This window comes from Streptosporangium sp. NPDC050284 (genome assembly GCF_044459525.1).
Classification (GTDB): domain Bacteria; phylum Actinomycetota; class Actinomycetes; order Streptosporangiales; family Streptosporangiaceae; genus Streptosporangium.
In genome coordinates this window covers 1-16,029 of the sequence record NZ_JBITIZ010000012.1, presented here as the reverse complement: position 1 = coordinate 16,029, position 16,029 = coordinate 1, and the positions used below count along the sequence as shown (strand labels likewise).

14 protein-coding genes are annotated in these 16,029 nt (G+C 70.1%); 3 read left to right on the top strand and 11 right to left on the bottom strand.

From position 1 onward, the window contains the following. Positions 1-96: 96 nt before the first annotated feature. Entirely contained in the window at positions 97-888 is a 792-nt protein-coding gene (locus ACIBH4_RS26435) for a DNA-formamidopyrimidine glycosylase family protein (protein ID WP_362501190.1), read from the top strand. Here the strand turns inward: ACIBH4_RS26435 and ACIBH4_RS26430 are convergent. The 8 genes from ACIBH4_RS26430 to dapA form a co-directional block, all read right to left on the bottom strand. Next, positions 885-1,232, bottom strand: coding sequence for a helix-turn-helix transcriptional regulator (locus ACIBH4_RS26430; RefSeq protein ID WP_350944677.1), 348 nt, complete (start codon positions 1,230-1,232; stop codon positions 885-887). The genes ACIBH4_RS26435 and ACIBH4_RS26430 overlap by 4 nt on opposite strands. A 207-nt stretch (positions 1,233-1,439) precedes the next feature. Then, complete coding sequence (locus tag ACIBH4_RS26425) at positions 1,440-1,943, bottom strand: nicotinamide-nucleotide amidohydrolase family protein (protein WP_362501188.1); 504 nt, start codon at positions 1,941-1,943, stop codon at positions 1,440-1,442. Positions 1,944-1,974: 31 nt separating this feature from the next. Then, complete coding sequence (gene pgsA / locus ACIBH4_RS26420) at positions 1,975-2,580, bottom strand: CDP-diacylglycerol--glycerol-3-phosphate 3-phosphatidyltransferase (RefSeq protein WP_362501186.1); 606 nt, start codon at positions 2,578-2,580, stop codon at positions 1,975-1,977. Between the two features lie 25 nt (positions 2,581-2,605). After that, positions 2,606-4,015, bottom strand: a complete 1,410-nt coding sequence (gene rimO, locus ACIBH4_RS26415; RefSeq protein ID WP_350944682.1) for a 30S ribosomal protein S12 methylthiotransferase RimO — start codon at positions 4,013-4,015, stop codon at positions 2,606-2,608. Between the two features lie 192 nt (positions 4,016-4,207). After that, on the bottom strand, positions 4,208-4,963 hold the full coding sequence (locus tag ACIBH4_RS26410; protein WP_362501183.1) for a RodZ domain-containing protein: 756 nt from the start codon (positions 4,961-4,963) through the stop codon (positions 4,208-4,210). A 284-nt stretch (positions 4,964-5,247) separates the two neighbouring features. Next, the gene (locus ACIBH4_RS26405; protein ID WP_362501181.1) at positions 5,248-7,767 is read right to left on the bottom strand and encodes a DNA translocase FtsK; all 2,520 of its coding nucleotides are present in this window, start codon (positions 7,765-7,767) and stop codon (positions 5,248-5,250) included. Between the two features lie 190 nt (positions 7,768-7,957). Then, complete coding sequence (locus tag ACIBH4_RS26400) at positions 7,958-9,643, bottom strand: ribonuclease J (protein WP_362501179.1); 1,686 nt, start codon at positions 9,641-9,643, stop codon at positions 7,958-7,960. A 164-nt stretch (positions 9,644-9,807) separates the two neighbouring features. After that, complete coding sequence (gene dapA / locus ACIBH4_RS26395) at positions 9,808-10,734, bottom strand: 4-hydroxy-tetrahydrodipicolinate synthase (RefSeq protein ID WP_362501177.1); 927 nt, start codon at positions 10,732-10,734, stop codon at positions 9,808-9,810. Between the two features lie 444 nt (positions 10,735-11,178). Here dapA and ACIBH4_RS26390 point away from each other — a divergent pair, with 444 nt between their 5' ends. Further along, positions 11,179-11,901, top strand: coding sequence for a GntR family transcriptional regulator (locus tag ACIBH4_RS26390; RefSeq protein ID WP_362501175.1), 723 nt, complete (start codon positions 11,179-11,181; stop codon positions 11,899-11,901). Positions 11,902-11,944: 43 nt separating this feature from the next. On the opposite strand, the gene ACIBH4_RS26385 is transcribed toward ACIBH4_RS26390, so the two are convergent. The 3 genes from ACIBH4_RS26385 to ACIBH4_RS26375 all read right to left on the bottom strand — a co-directional run bounded on the left by ACIBH4_RS26385 (position 11,945) and on the right by ACIBH4_RS26375 (position 14,349). Beyond that, positions 11,945-12,415 (bottom strand): peroxiredoxin, encoded by a 471-nt coding sequence (locus ACIBH4_RS26385; protein WP_362502210.1) that lies wholly within the window; start codon positions 12,413-12,415, stop codon positions 11,945-11,947. A gap of 187 nt (positions 12,416-12,602) precedes the next feature. After that, a complete protein-coding gene (locus ACIBH4_RS26380; protein ID WP_362763952.1) occupies positions 12,603-13,265 on the bottom strand; it encodes a YoaK family protein in 663 nt (220 codons plus the stop codon). A 97-nt stretch (positions 13,266-13,362) separates the two neighbouring features. Further along, positions 13,363-14,349: a DMT family transporter gene (locus ACIBH4_RS26375; protein WP_362501171.1), complete on the bottom strand. Its 987-nt coding sequence runs from the start codon at positions 14,347-14,349 to the stop codon at positions 13,363-13,365. 22 nt (positions 14,350-14,371) lie between these two features. Between ACIBH4_RS26375 and ACIBH4_RS26370 the strand changes: the two genes are divergently transcribed. Next, on the top strand, positions 14,372-15,769 hold the full coding sequence (locus ACIBH4_RS26370; RefSeq protein ID WP_362763949.1) for a PLP-dependent aminotransferase family protein: 1,398 nt from the start codon (positions 14,372-14,374) through the stop codon (positions 15,767-15,769). Positions 15,770-16,029: the final 260 nt, after the last annotated feature.

Here is a 16,029-nt window from a genome sequence, read left to right as displayed (position 1 = left end):
GGCCCACCACCCGAGACGGGTCCGGTTCGCGGGTTCCGTCCGTCCCACTCGACCGGCTCGCCCCACGGGAGCGGCCCACGTCTCGGGGTGGGCGCCGTGCCCGAGGGTGACGTCGTCCGCCGCTCCGCAGTGCGGCTCGGCCGGGCGCTCGACGGACGGCTGCTCACCCGCTCGGACTTCCGCGTGCCCCGCCACTCCACCGCCGACCTGACCGGACGCGCGGTGCTGGAGACCGTCTCGCGCGGCAAGCATCTGCTCACCAGGGTCGAGGGCGGGCTCACCGTCCACACCCACCTGCGGATGGAGGGCTACTGGCAGATCTCACCCGCGGGACGTGGGCTGCCCGGTGGCGATGTCGTCCGCCTGGTGCTCGCCAACGCGAAATGGCAGGCGGCGGGGATACGACTGGGCATGGTCGATCTGGTGGCGACCGAGCGGGAAGGGCTGCTCGTCGGGCACCTCGGACCCGATCTGCTCGGGGAGGACTGGGACGAGGCCGAAGCCGTACGGCGGCTGGCACGGCGGCCTGAAACGAGCATCGGGGTCGCGCTGCTCGATCAACGCAACCTGGCGGGAATCGGCACCATCTATCGCGCCGAGACGCTTTTTCTCGCCGGAGTGTCGCCGTGGCGACCCGTAGGGGCCATTGAGGATCTGGGGGCGATCGTGTCGATCGCACGGCGATTGCTGAACGCCAACAGGGAACGCCCGAGCAGGACAACGACGGGCGACCTCCGTCCGGGACGGAGCACCTGGGTCTACGGCAGGGCCGGGCGGCCTTGCCTGCGCTGCGGACGCCGGATCAGTCGTGGGGAGATGGGCGAACAGCCGCAGGAACGGCTGATCGTCTGGTGCCGTCACTGCCAGCCGGAAGAACCGACCAGCTAGGCGGCGACCATGTCGTTGACCTCGGGGAACACGGAATCAGGCACGGTTTCGGGAATCGGCAGACGCTCCCGCTCGGGAACATCGTTCGCCAGGACCGGAGCATGCTGCAGCTCGGCCAGGGCAAATTGATCGGAAACCTCACGGAGAACCTGTGAAAGCGGCACGCCCAAGGCACCGCAGATCGACGCGAGCAGCTCCGAAGAGGCCTCCTTTTGACCGCGCTCCACCTCGGACAGATATCCGAGAGAAACCCGAGCCAATGTGGACACCTCACGAAGGGTGCGACTCTGGCGCACCCTAAGCCGCCGCAGCACGTCACCGAGCAGCTGACGCAGCAGGACCATCTGTCGCTCCCTCCCCGGCGCGGGCGTCTTCACGACACTCCGCGCTATCGGTTCGTGCCGCCCGTTCTTCGAACGCGACCCTTGGTACATACTCCTCGCCGTCATCATCGCTTGACCTTTACCTCACTCACAGTTCCACCGTACCTGTATCCACCGACAACGCGGCAGACCATGTGGAGCATGTTCGCTGGGGACGTAACGCGGTAATCATCCTGAATGTTCCCTCACGTTCGCCTCCAGCACACCTCGGAGGAGGTCTACGGCCTCATTCACGGTCGCCTCCCGGATCTGATCGCGCGTCCCGGAGAGCCGCGGATCTCGGTGCCATACCCGCCCTTCCGGACCGCTAACAGCGAGATGCACAGTGCCCACCGGTTTACCATCCTGCGGCTCCGGGCCGGCCACCCCGGTGACCGCCAGACCGTACGTGGAACCAACGAGAAGGCGTACCCCTTCGGCCATGGCGGCGGCGACCCCCGGGTGTACCGCCCCCTCGCGGGCGAGCAGATCCGCGGGAACGTTCAGCAGCCGGTGCTTGAGTTCGGTGGCGTAGGAGACGACCCCGCCCAGGAAGGCCGCCGAAGCCCCGGGAGGACCGGTGAGGGCCGCGCAGATCAGCCCGGCGGTCAGCGACTCGGCCACCGCCACCGTCTCGCCCCTGCGGACGAGAAGGGAGAGGATCTCGGTGGTCGCGAGCGGGCGTTGACTCATACGGCCCACCTCACAGACTCGGCGCCCGTCTTCATCTGGCTCGCGCCCGCTTCGCGACCTGCCGCAGCTTGATCGCCCGGATCACGTAGTCGAGGCCGGTGACGACGGTGACGAGAGCCGCCGCGCCCATCACGACCCAGCGGATCGGGTCGGGCACACCCGGCCAGATGTAGGAGACGATCGCGGCGATCTGCAGGACGGTCTTCACCTTCCCGCCGTAACTGGCCGGGATGACACCGTGCCGGATGACCGCGAACCTCAACGTGGTGACACCCAACTCCCTGCCCAGGATCACGGCGGTGACCCACCAGGGCAGCTCTCCCAGGATGGAGAGACTGATCAGGGCTGCGCCGATGAGGGCCTTGTCGGCGATCGGGTCGGCGATCTTCCCGAAGTCGGTGATCAGGCCGTAACGGCGGGCCAGTTCGCCGTCGAGCAGGTCGGTGAGCGAGGCCACCAGAAAGACCACCAGCGCCGCGGCCCGCCAGCCGGTTCCGGGGAAGAAGAGGCAGGCCGCGAAGAACGGAACCATCGCCAGTCGTATCACCGTCACGACGTTGGCGATGTTCCAGGCGCTCACCTTGGGGCGCGCGGATGCCGCTGTCGAGTCGGTGCCGGTCTCTGGCGTGTTGGTCATACGCTCTCCCGGCCCGGCGGCGCACTCATGGGGCCGCCTTGATGCGGGCGATCAGGTCGACCCCCTCCGAGTCGACCACGACGGCCCGGACGATCTGGCCCGGCACCAGCCCGATGCCCTGGACCGTTACGGACCCGTCCACCTCGGGCCCCTGGTGGGCGGCACGGCCCTCGTAACCGCCGTCGCCCAGGTCCTCTTCGATCAGGACGTCGACCTCGGTCCCGATCCGCTCCTCGGCCCGCTGAGCCATGAGCTCCTCGGCCAGCTCGGTGAGGGCGGACACCCGGGCGTCGACGATCTCCTGGTCGAGCTTGCCGGGGAGCGAGGCCGCCTCGGTGCCGTCCTCGTCGGAGTAGCCGAAGACGCCGATGACGTCGAGCCTGGCCTCCTCCAGGAAGCCCACCAGCTCCCCGAACTCCTCCTCGGTCTCGCCGGGGAAACCCACGATGAAGTTGGAGCGCACACCCGCCTCGGGCGCGTGGGCACGAATCGACTCCAGGAGGTCCAGGAAACGCCGGGGGTCACCGAAGCGGCGCATCCGGCGCAGCACCGGGCCACTCGCGTGCTGGAAGGACAGGTCGAAGTAGGGGGCCACGCCCTCGGTCGAGGCGATGATCTCCAGCAGTCCGGGGCGGAGCTCTGCGGGCTGCAGATAGCTGACGCGCACCCGCTCGACGCCCTCGGTCGCGGCGATGGAGGGCAGGAGCTTCTCCAGCGCCCTCAGGTCGCCCAGATCCTTGCCGTAGGAGGTGGAGTTCTCGCTGACCAGCACCAGCTCCTTCACGCCCTGCTCGGCCAGCCAGGCGGCCTCGCCGAGGAGCTCCTCGGCGCCGCGCGAGACGTAGGCTCCGCGGAAGGCGGGGATGGCGCAGAACGTACAGCGCCGGTCGCAGCCGGAGGCGAGTTTCAGTGAGGCCACCGGGCCGTCACCCAGGCGCTTGCGGAGCGGCCGGGGGCCGCTCGCGGGGGCCAGGCCCTCGGGCAGCTCGCCGTGGCCGGGAATACCGGTCCTGGGGGCCGCGGCGCGTTCCACCGGGGAGATGGGCAGCAGGGTCCTGCGGTCGCGGGGACTGTGCGGGACGAGCGGCCTGCCCTCCAGCACATCGTCGAGACGCGTGCCGATGTCGGTGTAGTCGTCGAAGGAGATGACGGCCGCGGCCTCGGGCAGCGCGTCGGCGAGCTGGTCGCCGTATCGCTCCGCCATGCAGCCCGCGGCGACCACCTTGGCCCCGGAGTCGGCCGCGGCGAGCAGCGTGTCGATGGAGTCCTTTTTCGCCGAGTCGATGAAGCCGCACGTGTTGACGACGACGACGTCGGGATCGTCGTCGCCCAGCTGCCAACCGGCAGCCTCAAGGCGAGCGGCGAGTTCCTCGGAGTCGACCTCGTTGCGTGCGCAACCAAGCGTGATCAGCGATGCGGTTCGGCGGGATGACATGGTGAACACTACGGTATCGGGAGTTGGCCACTACCCGATGCACCTCCCCCCATTGAGGCCCCCATTGAGGCCCCCATCCGGACCCCCGTTCAGGCAACGCCCCACCCCGGGCACGCCGCCGTCGCGGGCGGCCCCGGAGCCCTGCGACCTCCCCGGACGCGCGGTGCGTGAGGCGTTCCACATCGGCCTGACCTAGCGCTTCTTGGCTGCGGGGGCCTCGTAGGAGCGGTTGACGACCTGTCCTCGACGGCCGGGTGCGCCCACGTCCTTACCGTTCACCTTCAGTGAGACGGCTCCTCCGTCGCCGAAAGTGACCCTTATGCCGGCCTTCGCCTTCCAGGTCGAGGTCTTGCCCGCCGCGAGCGTCCCCGAGAAGATCCTCCGGCCGCCCGCGTCCTGCACGTCGAGCCAGGAGGTGCGCTTCGCCTTGACCTGGAGGACGACCATGTCGCGCCGCTTCTCCTCGGCCAGCGACGCCGCCCGGCGCGGTGAGTCGGGGCCCGAGCCCGCCGAGGGCGGCGGCACGGCGGGCACCGGCATGGGACGGAGATCCGCCACGGGAGTGTCTCCCCCGCCCATGGTCCGCACCACACCGAAGATGACCACGATGCCCAGCGCCACCGCCATCGCCGTCGTCCAGTTGGGCGAGCGGCGCTCGCGGATCTTCAGGGGCATGTCGGCCTGGAAGACGCTGGAGGCCCGCACCGGCAGCGGCACGCCCCCGTGCTGCTCGTCGTAGCGGTGCACCAGCGTCTCGGGATCGAGGTCGACGACCTTGGCGATGTTTCTTATATGGCCTCGCGCGTAGAAATCTCCCCCGCATTGGGAGAAGTCGTTCCTCTCGATTGCCTGGATGAGAACCTCGCGAATGCGTGTCCGCGCGCTCAACTGCCCGACGGTCATCCCCATCGACCGCCTGGCATCCGCCAGATCGCTTCCAATGCCCATGGCGCACGCCTCCCAGCCCCCGACGTTGCGTAGCGATACCTATTCAATCAGTAACCGGGCGGGAGGTGTGCGGCGGGGGTGCCCTTCCCGTACGGTGCCGTCATCCCCGCGCGGGCCAGCCATAAAAGGCGATATCCCCCCGATATGGGCTGACGCCTTCGATACAGGTCGTCCAGAGCACGCGACACCCCCGGCAGGAGCCCGGCCGGAGCACACGACGCCCCCGATACGGACACCCCCGACCGTGCTCCTCCGCGTTCCCTCCCCGTCCCTGTGCGGCGCCGTCAGCCCCCGCGCAGGTCGACCAGAAGGCCGGGGAGATCGTCGGGTTTGACCATGACCTCCCTCGCCTTCGACCCCTCGCTGGGCCCGACGACGTTCCTGCTCTCCAGCAGATCCATCAGGCGACCCGCCTTGGCGAAGCCGACCCTGAGCTTGCGCTGAAGCATCGAGGTCGAGCCGAACTGGGTGGTCACGATGAGCTCGGCCGCCTGGACCAGCAGGTCGAGGTCGTCGCCGATGTCCTCGTCGATCTCCTTCTTCGCGGTCGCCACGACGGACACGTCCTCGCGGTACTCGACCGTCATCTGGGCCTTGCAGTGCCCGACGATCTCGCCGATCTCCTTCTCGGAGACGAAGGCGTTCTGCAGCCGCATGGGCTTGCTCGCGCCCATCGGCAGGAAGAGCGAGTCGCCCTGCCCGACGAGCTTCTCGGCACCCGGCTGGTCCAGGATGACCCGGGAGTCGGCCAGCGAGGAGGTGGCGAAGGCGAGCCGGGAGGGCACGTTGGCCTTGATCAGGCCGGTGACCACGTCCACGCTGGGGCGCTGGGTGGCGATGACCAGGTGGATGCCCGCGGCGCGGGCCAGCTGGGTGATGCGGACGATGGAGTCCTCGACGTCGCGCGGGGCGACCATCATCAGGTCGGCGAGCTCGTCGACGATCACCAGTAGGTACGGGTAGGGCTGGTAGACGCGCTCGCTGCCCGGCGGCGCCACCAGCTTGCCGGTGCGGACCGCCTTGTTGAAGTCGTCGACGTGCCGGAAGCCGCTGGCGGCGAGGTCGTCGTAGCGGCGGTCCATCTCACCGACGACCCACTCCAGCGCCTCCGCGGCCTTCTTGGGGTTGGTGATGATCGGCGTGATGAGGTGCGGGATGCCCTCGTAGACGCTGAGCTCGACCCGCTTTGGGTCGACCAGGACCATGCGGACCTCGTCGGGGGTGGCGCGCATCAGGATCGAGGTGATCAGTCCGTTCACGCAGACCGACTTGCCCGCGCCGGTGGCGCCCGCGATGAGCAGGTGCGGCATCTTGGCCAGGTTGGCCACTATCGTGCGCCCCTCGACGTCCTTGCCGAGCCCGACGATCATCGGGTGGTGGTCGGCCTGGGCCACCGGGGAACGCAGGATGTCGCCCAGCGAGACGAGGTCCTTGTCGGTGTTGGGGATCTCGACCCCGATCGCCGACTTCCCGGGGATCGGAGAAAGGATCCGGACATCGGCCGACTTGACCGCGTACGCGATGTTCTTGGTGAGCGCGGTGACCTTCTCGACCTTGACCGCCGGGCCGAGCTCGATCTCGTAGCGCGTCACCGTCGGCCCCCGGGTGAAGCCGATCACCTGGGCGTCGATGGCGAACTGCTCCATCACGCTGGTCAGCGCGTTGACGACGACGGTGTTGGCCTTCGTCTGCGGCTTGGGCGCGGTGCCGGGGCGCAGGAGCTGCGGCTCGGGCAGGGTGTACGGGCCGGCCTGGGAGGACAGGACGAGCTGCTCGACCTTGCGCGGGGCCGGGGACGGCTCGGGGGGCGCGGCCCTGACCACCGCCTCCGCCGCATCGTCCTCCACCAGGCCGGGCACGATCTCCGGGGAGTGTTCCGGGGACCCGCCGGGCGTATCGGCGACCAGGGGCGTGTCGTAGGGCTTGACGTGGTCGCCGAGCTCGTCGCCCTCGGACTCCGGCTTCTTACGGGTGGAGGGCTTCTTCCTGGACACGCGCGGCGCGGGGGGCACATCCCGGTTGAAGAGCATGTGCCGGATCTCTGCCAGCCGCTCGGGGACCCGGTGCACCGGCGTCGCGGTGATCACCAGGATGCCGAAGCCCGACAGGATCAGCAGCAGCGGGATGGTGATGAAGGACGGCAGGATGCTCGCCGGGGGCGCGGAGACGATGAAGCCGACCATGCCTCCGGCGGCCGACACCTTGTCCATGCCGTCGGAGTCTCCCCCGGACGGGTACGGGGTGTTGTGGACCACGTGCACGACGCCTAGCACGCCGATGGTCAGGGCGGACCAGCCGATGATCATCCGGCCGGTGTCGGCGTTCTGGTCGGGGTGGCGTAGCAGCCGCCAGGCCAGCAGCACGAGCAGGATCGGGATCACCCAGGTCAGCGAGCCGAAGACGCCGCGCATGACGCCGTCGACCACGGTGGAGACCGTGCCGGTGTTCTTCCGCCAGGTCATGGCGGCGAGCACGACCGCCCCGGCGAACACCGCCAGGCCGAGCCCGTCGCGGCGGTGGACGGGGTCGAGCTCACGCGCGTTCTGCCCCAGGGCCCGCGCGGCGCTGCCGATGCCCCCCGCCAGGAGCATCCAGATGCCCATGAACAGCTTGCCGATCATGATGAGCACCCAGCTGATCGGGTCGTGCTGGGGCGAGGGCCTGCGGGCCTGAGTCGCGCTCCTCTTCCGGGCGGCGGGCGGCCGTCTGGCGGAGGCCGTACGGGCCTGGGAGGTGCCCGAACGACCGGAGGACCCCTTCCCGGGGGGCTTTCCTGAGGATCCTTTAGACGTACGGGTGGCCATGCTAGGGAGGTTAACGAGACGGGTGGTGGATTGCGCGCCGACTCGCCGGAGCGGCTGACCCTCGACCGCATTTCGCAAGATCGGTTGATACTTCACAAAAAGTGGTGAAGAGCAACGAATGTCCGAAAGCGTCTTCCATGCCCCGGCAGGGCCCGTACGGCGGCCGGTGAGGCCGCCGTACGGTGCGGAGTCAGACCTCGACCACCACGGGAATGATCATCGGGCGACGGCGGTAGGTGTCGCTCACCCAGCGCCCCACGGTCCTGCGGACCACGCGGCGGACCTGCTGGATGTCCACCACCCCGTCGGCCGCGTTCTCCTGCAGCGCCCTCTCGACCTGCGGCAGGATGTCGTCGAACATGGCCGGGTCGATGCCGGATCCCCTGGCGTGGATCTCCGGGCCCCCGGCGAGCTTGCCGGTGGCGGTGTCGACCACGATGACGATGGAGATGAAGCCCTCCTCGCCCAGGATGCGGCGATCCTTCAGCGCGAAGTCGGTGACGTCGCCCACCGAGGTGCCGTCCACGTAGACGTAACCGGCGGGAACCGCGCCCACGATCTTGGCCCGGCCGTCGATCAGGTCCACCACGACGCCGTCCTCGGCGATCACGATGTGGTCGTCGGGAACCCCGGTCAGCGCTGCGAGCTTGGCGTGTGCCCGCAGGTGACGCCATTCACCGTGCACCGGCATGAAGTTGGACGGCCGCGTCAGGTTGAGCACGTACAGCAGCTCGCCCGCGGCGGCGTGCCCGGAGACGTGCACCTTAGCGTTGCCCTTGTGCACCACGCGGGCGCCCCAACGGGACAGCCCGTTGATCACGTTGTTCACCGCGGTCTCGTTGCCCGGCACCAGCGAGGAGGCCAGGAGAACCGTGTCGCCTTCGGCGATCCGGATCGGGTGGTCGCGGTTGGCCATGCGTGACAGCGCCGCCATCGGCTCACCCTGGGACCCGGTGCAGATCAGCACCACGTCCTCCGGCGGACGGCCCTCGATCTCCTTGGCGTCGACGATCAGACCGGGCGAGACCCTCAGGTAGCCCAGGTCGCGGGCGACGCCCATGTTGCGCACCATCGAACGGCCGACCAGCGCGACCTTGCGGCCGTGCTTCTCCGCCGCGTCGATGACCTGCTGGACGCGGTGGATGTGGGAGGCGAAGCTCGCCACGATCACACGCTTGCTCGCGGTGCGGACAACCTCGTCGATGACCGGCGCGATCTCCCGCTCACTGGTGACGAAACCCGGCACCTCGGCGTTGGTCGAGTCGGACATCAGCAGGTCGACGCCCTCGGCGCCGAGCCTGGCGAACCCGCCCAGGTCGGTCAGCCGCCCGTCGCTGGGCAGCTGGTCCATCCGGAAGTCGCCGGTGTGCAGGACGATGCCCGCGGGCGTCCTGATCGCGACGGCGAGCGCGTCGGGAATGGAGTGGTTGACGGCGAGGAACTCGCACTCGAACGGCCCGAACCTGTGCCGCTCGCCTTCCACGACCTCACGTTTGGTCGGCTGGATGCGGTGCTCGGTGAGCTTGGCCTCGATCAGCGCCAGCGTCAGCTTCGATCCCACGATCGGGATGTCGCGGCGCTCGCGCAGCAGATAGGGCACGGCACCGATGTGGTCCTCGTGCGCGTGGGTCAGGACCACGGCCTCGACGTCGTCCAGGCGGTCCCGGATGTATTCGAAGTCGGGCAGGATCAGGTCGATGCCGGGCTGGTCGGGCTCGGGGAATAGCACCCCGCAGTCGACGATCAGCAACCGGCCTTCGTACTCGAACACGGCCATGTTGCGGCCGATCTCGCCGAGCCCGCCCAGCGCGACGATGCGCAGGGCACCGTCGACCAGCGCGGGCGGCAGCCCGAGTTCGGGATGGGGGTGACTCATCCGGCCACACCTCTCTCAGAGGTCTCACATGCGACGGAAGCCCTCGTGGGCAGCAGGACCACTCCCTCGCCGAGCACTCCGTCCCCCAGCGGACCCTTGTGTCTTCTCTCTCGCAAACTCTCGTTCCTCCCGAATGCGGCCGGTGAGGGCCGCAGTGTCTTATCTCATGTCACGACTTCGTCGGGCAGCTTCACACCGCCCGCGATCAAGTCTTCGCGCAACCTGGCGAGTTGCTCCCCTGTCGCCTCCACCAGGGGTGGCCGCATCGGCCCCGCGGGCCGTCCGACCAGAGAGAGCGCCGCCTTCGCCATGATCGCGCCACCGGCCTGCATCATGATCCCGGAGACCACGGGAAGCAGCCTGCGGTGGACGGCGAGCGCGCCCGCGACATCCCCCGAGCGGTACGCCTCGATCATCGCGGCGATCTCCGCGCCCGCGACGTGGCCGATCACGCTGACGCACCCCACGGCTCCCACCGACAGCCACGGCAGGTTGAGCGTGTCGTCACCCGAGTAGTAGGCGAGGCCGGTGGACGCGATGACCTGCGTCCCCTCGAACAGATCGGCCTTGGCGTCCTTCACCGCGACGATCCGCTCGTGCCGGGCGAGCCTGGCGAGTGTCTCGCTCAGGATCGGCACGCCGCTCCGGCCGGGAATGTCGTAGAGCATGGCCGGCAGGGCCGTCGCGTCGGCCACGGTGGCGAAGTGGCGGTAGATCCCCTCCTGGGGAGGCTTGCTGTAGTAGGGCGTCACCAGCAGGAGACCGTGGGCCCCGGCGCGCTCGGCGGACCTGGCAAGCTCCACGCTGTGGTGGGTGTCGTTGGTCCCGGCTCCGGCGACGACCATGGCGCGATCACCGACCGCCTCGACGACGGCGCGCAGGAGGCGCTCCTTCTCGTCGTCGGTGGTCGTCGGGGACTCCCCCGTCGTACCGCTCACGACGATGCCGTCGTTACGCTGCTCGTCCACCAGGTAGGTGGCGAGGCGACCCGCTGTCTCGTAGTCGACCGCTCCGTCACTTGTGAACGGCGTGACCATGGCGGTCAGCATGCGGCCGAAGGGGGCGTCGGAGGTTCCAGTTGGCGCTGCCATAGACCGAACGCTACCCGGATCCGTTGAAACGGTGGACCCCGCCACCCCGCCTAACCTCCGTCCACCGATGGGCCCAAGAGCGAACATCCCCCCGAGGTGCCCGCTGCACACCGTACACGTGGATATACGCCGTCGCGGCGACGGACCCCGTCAACCGCACCCCTCACCCATTTACAGACAAATAGGGCTTTTGTCCGCTTTGGTGGCGACACGGACTTCCCCGAACGAGAAAGAGGCCGCCGATATGTGCTCGGGGGTACACACATCGACGACCTCTACCGTTGAATCGGCGGTCCTTACGCGGGCGTTACAGGGTCTCTGAGATATTTTTGGATCCTTCTGGGGATAACGGTAAAGTTGGAGCTCCAAATCGGAGCCATTACCCTGCGTCGCGTATCGAATACGGCAGGATGGGGCAACGCCCCAGACCCCAGGGATGGACACGTGGCAAGCTCCGATCCTGTCTACCTGCGCGTCGTCGCCGACATCCGGCGCCAGATCGTCGACGGCTCCCTTCCCCCCGGCGCCTCGATCCCCTCGCGCGCCCAGCTGACCAGGAAATACGGCGTGGGCGAGACGGCCGCCCGGCACGCGCTGCGCGTGCTCGCCGCCGAGGGCCTCATCGTCGGCCGCGTCGGCTCGGGCCACTACGTACGGGAGCAGCCGGTGCTGCTCCCCCTGCACCGATGGCGTTTCCATGACCACCCCACCCCCTTCGGCGCCGACATCCAGTCGCAGGGCACCCGGGCCACCTGGGACTGGCGGGCCGAGCCCGCCGACGCCACCCCCGACATCGCCCACCGCCTGCGGCTGGACGAATCGGCCCCGGTCACTCGCACCCACTACGTCTTCCGCGGCGACGGCAAGCCGATCCAGCTCGCCACCTCCTACGAGCCCGCCGAGTTCGGTGAGATCACGGAGGAGAGCCCCCGAAGCCTGATCGCCCGCCTGTCGGCGATCGGCGTCAAGGTCACCGAGATCGTCGAGCAGGTCTACACCCGCGTCCCGCAACCGGCCGAGAGCGACGCCCTCGCCCTGCCCGCGGGCGTCCAGGTCCTGCACGTCGAACGCACCCACTGGGCGGGGGACCGACCGGTGGAGACGAGCGACATCGTCATCCCCGGCGACCGCTTCCGCCTCGTGTACACCCACCCCCTGCACCCCTGACCGCCGCGTCCGCCGCGACGGGAGGGCACCGGGCCCATGAAGGTCAGAGGCGTGGGCGGGAGCGGAGGACTTCGATCGCGCGGTCGGCGTGCGCCTCCATGGAGGTCTCGCTGTGGATCACTTCCAGGAGGCGGTGGTCCACGTCGATGACGAAGGTCATCCGACGGGTGAGAAACGGTCCCACCGCGACGGTACGGCGGGCGCCGAGGCGACGGGCGACGGCGCCTTCGGGGTCGGAGAGCAGGGGAAAGTCCAGCTGGTTGGCCTTGGCGAACCTCGCCTGCCGCTCGACCCGGTCGCGGCTGATCCCGATCCTGGTCGCTCCCTCGGCGGCGAACTCGGCGGCCATGTCGCGGAAGTGGCAGCTCTCGAGCGTGCACCCGGAGGTCATCGCCGCCGGATAGAAGAAGAGCACCACCGGCCCCTTGGCCAGAAACTCGCTGAGCCGCCTCGGCGTGCCCGTCTCGTCGAGGAGTTCGAAGTCCTCGACCACATCTCCTACCGCGAGGCCCATGCCCACGAGTCATCTCCTTAGGTTCACCGGAGGATCTCCGCTCACCTCGGCCGTCGTGATCGGCGAGACTGAGAGTCGGAGTCCCAACCTCATTTCTAAGCGATTCACCGTCCGAGCGACAGTCCCACAGCCGACCCACCGTGGAATATCCGTTCTTCCCGTCCGGAAACCGGAAAGCGGCGAATCATCACCGGCTCCCCCGGCCGTTCCCCCGGGCCGGCCGTCCCCGGAGCCCGTACGGGTGCGCGACGGCGAGTGCGAGGAGTGTGAAGGCCGGGGCGATCACGGCGGCCCAGGGGGGCGCGAAGCGCAGGAGCAGGGACGCGCAGAGGGCGCCGAGGACGAGGGCGACGATGACGGCGGCCCGGCGCCGGTTGTCGGTGGACCGGCCCGACACCGAGGTCTCGAACAGCGAGGTGAGGGTGCCCGTGACGAACGTGGTCGTGACGCCGGCCAGGCCGACCCGGCGGGCCGCCGCGGCCTGCATGCCCATGGCGCAGGATCCCGCCCCGATCAGCGCGAGGATCATGGCCGGGCCGGGCGCGCCCCCGCTGAGCGTCCAGCCGGCGAGAAGGGCGATCTGGAGGGCCAGGTCGGCCCACAGGAGCCTGATGACGGCCGACGGCCACAATGCGTTCCCCCCGTGACGTCCCGGCATCCTGAAGCCGATGAGAAGCCCCACGCTGAACCCCACGCAGGCGAGTCCGGAACGCAGCGCGTGAAGCACCCACTCCTCGCGGCCGGCGAGGGCGAAGAGGATGAGGTTGCCGGTCATGTTCGCGGTGAAGACGCCACCGAGCCCGAGGAAGGCGACCGCGTCCATCGCCCCCGCCGCCAGCGTCAGCAGCACGAGAGCGGCATGGCCGCGCCGCCGCCCGGATCTCGTCTCACTGTGACAGCCTAGTTTCACTTTTTTGCGGCTGTGCGTCACGTCCTTCGAGGACCTCTCAGGAGCGGGCCCGCTGCGTCAGGGCGACGCACGCGAGGACGGCCAGCGCCGCCGCGATGGTGACCGGGCCGAAGAGTTCGCCGAGCAGCAGCCAGGCCCACAGCAGCGTCAGCAGCGGCTGGGCGAGCTGGGTCTGCCCGGCGCGGGCGATGCCGCCCATGGCCAGGCCCGCGTACCAGGGGATGAAGCCGAGGAACATCGAGACCAGGCCGACGTACGCGAACCCGGCGAGTGAGGCGGTGGTGGGCCGCGAATCGGTGGCCAGCGCGAGCGCGACGGTGATCGGCACGGTCAGCGGTGCGGCGAGGACGAGGGTGTGGGAGATCACCCTCCAGCCGGGGGTGTCACGGGCCAGGCGCCCACCCTCGGTGTAGCCGACGGCGGCCGACAGCAGCGCGCCGACGAGCAGCAGGTCGGCTCCGGTGATGTGACCGCCGCCCATGCTGAGGGTGAAGACGGTGATCGACACGGCCCCGAGGCCGCAGGACACCCAGAACAGCGCCTTGGGCCGCTCCCCCGCCCGCAGCACCGCGCAGGCGGCGGTGGCGGCGGGCAGCAGCCCGATCACCACGGCGGCGTGCGAGGTGGAGGCCCCGGCGTGAAGCGCGAGACCGCTGAAAAGAGGGAAGCCGAACACCACGCCCGCCACGATGACGCCGTACGACCGGAGCTGGGACCTGGGCGGCAGCAACGGCACTCTCGCCGCGAGCAGGAACACGGCGGCCGCGACCGCGGCGACGACGGCCCGGCCGACGGCCACCAGGTAGGGGTCGAAACCCTCCATCGCGAAGACCGTCGCCGGGAACGAGCCCGAGAAGGCCAGCACCCCGAGCCCTGCCAGCAGGGTCCCCCGCCACGCTCCGCCCGGCGCCTCCGGCGACGTCGCGCCACCCGGTCGCCGGTCGTGACGCGCCTTTCCCGGGGAGGCGAGGCCGGGCAGCACCTCTGCGGGCGGGACCGTACCCGCCGCTATCCGATTTGGCACGATAGCGCTACTCTTTTCACTCATGAATGACGATAGCAGTATCGTCCGGCTCACCGCCACGCTCCGTGAGGAGGTGTCGCGGCTCCGCCCGGGTGACCGGCTGCCGTCGAGCCGGGAGCTGGTCCGGCTGCACAATGTGAGCCCGGTGACCGTGTCACGCGCGATCGGCAGACTCGCCGCCGAGGGACGGGTGATCACCAAACCCGGGAGCGGGGCCTACGTGGCTCCGGCGATCACACGGGGCGGCGACAACGCCGACATGTCATGGCAAACGGTGGCGCTGGGCGACAGGGTGGTGGACGACAGCGAGGTGAGCGGACTTCTCGCCTCGCCACCCGAGGGGGTCATCCCGCTCACCGGCGGCTACCTCAACCCGGCCCTGCGCCCCTCCAGGGCGCTGTCGGCCGCCGCCTCCCGCGCGCTGCGCCGTCCCGACGTCTGGGAGATGCCTCCGCTGAGCGGTCTGCCCGAGCTGCGCAGGTGGTTCGCCCAGGAACTGGGAGGTGACGTCACCCCGTCGGACGTCCTGATCGTCAGCGGCGGGCAGACGGCGCTCATTCACGCCTTCCGCGCCCTCACGGCCCCCGGCACCCCCGTACTCGTCGAGACCCCCACCTACCCGGGCGCGCTCGCGGCCGCGCGGGCCGCGGGACTTCGCGCGACGGCCGTGCCCATGGACCGCGAGGGGGTGCGGCCCGAACTCCTCGCGGAGGCGTTCGCCGTGACCGGCGCGCGGGTTTTCCTCTGCCAGCCGACCCTGCACAACCCCACGGGCGCGACCCTGCCCCTGGAGCGGCGCGAGCAGGTGCTGGCGATCGCCCGCGCCGCCGGGGCGTTCGTGATCGAGGACGACTACGCGCGCTACTTCACCACCGCCCCCGCACCTCCGCCGATGGTCGCGCTGGACGCCCACGGCACGGTCGTGCACATCAACTCCCTGACCAAGGTCCTGTCGCCGAACCTGCGGGTCGCCGGGGTCGTCGCCCGAGGCCCCGCCGCGCGACGGCTGAGGGCGAGCCAGCTCGTGGAGTCGTTCTTCGTCGCCAGGCCGCTCCAGGAGACGGCGCTGGAGTTCGTCGGCTCGCCCGCCTGGCGGCGCCACCTCGCCGCGCTCGGCACCGAGCTGGCGCTGCGCAGGGACACCCTCGCCGCGGCCCTCGCCGCCCGGATGCCCGGCGCCACGATCCACCTCGTTCCTCGCGGCGGCCTGCACCTGTGGGTACGGCTCCCCGAGGACCGGGACGAGGAGAGTGTGGTGGAGGCCGCCAGGAGGGCGGGAGCCCTGGTGAGTCCCGGGCGCATCTACTACCCGGCCGAGCCGCCGGGCCCGCGCATCAGGGTGACCCACTCGGCGGCCGTCCACACGGCCGAGCTGGTCGAGGGCGTACGCAGGCTGGCGACGGCCCTTGACGGCCCTTGACGGCCCTGACGGCCCTGACGGCCCCTGACCATCTGGTCGCCCTCGCGGGGGGGGGGGGGGGGGCCCCCCCCCCCCCCCCCCCCCCCCGCGGGGGGGGGGGGGGGGGGGGGGTTTGGGGGGGGGGGGGGGGGGGGGGGGGGGGGGGGGGGGGGGGGGGCCCCCCCCCGCGGCGGCACCTTGCCGAACTGGGTCCAGCCGTCGTTCCCGGGGGTCGCCTCGGCCGGTATGCCCTGCTGCTCATTCCTGTTCGGGTCCATGTC

Excerpts from the sequence above, each read along its gene's own strand:
- dapA (WP_362501177.1), bottom strand. The coding sequence starts at position 10,734 with ATGGCAGCGCCAACTGGAACCTCCGACGCCCCCTTCGGCCGCATGCTG.
- ACIBH4_RS26425 (WP_362501188.1), bottom strand. The coding sequence starts at position 1,943 with ATGAGTCAACGCCCGCTCGCGACCACCGAGATCCTCTCCCTTCTCGTC.
- ACIBH4_RS26370 (WP_362763949.1), top strand. The coding sequence starts at position 14,372 with ATGAATGACGATAGCAGTATCGTCCGGCTCACCGCCACGCTCCGTGAG.
- ACIBH4_RS26405 (WP_362501181.1), bottom strand. The coding sequence starts at position 7,767 with ATGGCCACCCGTACGTCTAAAGGATCCTCAGGAAAGCCCCCCGGGAAG.
- ACIBH4_RS26385 (WP_362502210.1), bottom strand. The coding sequence starts at position 12,415 with ATGGGCCTCGCGGTAGGAGATGTGGTCGAGGACTTCGAACTCCTCGAC.
- ACIBH4_RS26400 (WP_362501179.1), bottom strand. The coding sequence starts at position 9,643 with ATGAGTCACCCCCATCCCGAACTCGGGCTGCCGCCCGCGCTGGTCGAC.
- pgsA (WP_362501186.1), bottom strand. The coding sequence starts at position 2,580 with ATGACCAACACGCCAGAGACCGGCACCGACTCGACAGCGGCATCCGCG.
- rimO (WP_350944682.1), bottom strand. The coding sequence starts at position 4,015 with ATGTCATCCCGCCGAACCGCATCGCTGATCACGCTTGGTTGCGCACGC.
- ACIBH4_RS26410 (WP_362501183.1), bottom strand. The coding sequence starts at position 4,963 with ATGGGCATTGGAAGCGATCTGGCGGATGCCAGGCGGTCGATGGGGATG.
- ACIBH4_RS26430 (WP_350944677.1), bottom strand. The coding sequence starts at position 1,232 with ATGGTCCTGCTGCGTCAGCTGCTCGGTGACGTGCTGCGGCGGCTTAGG.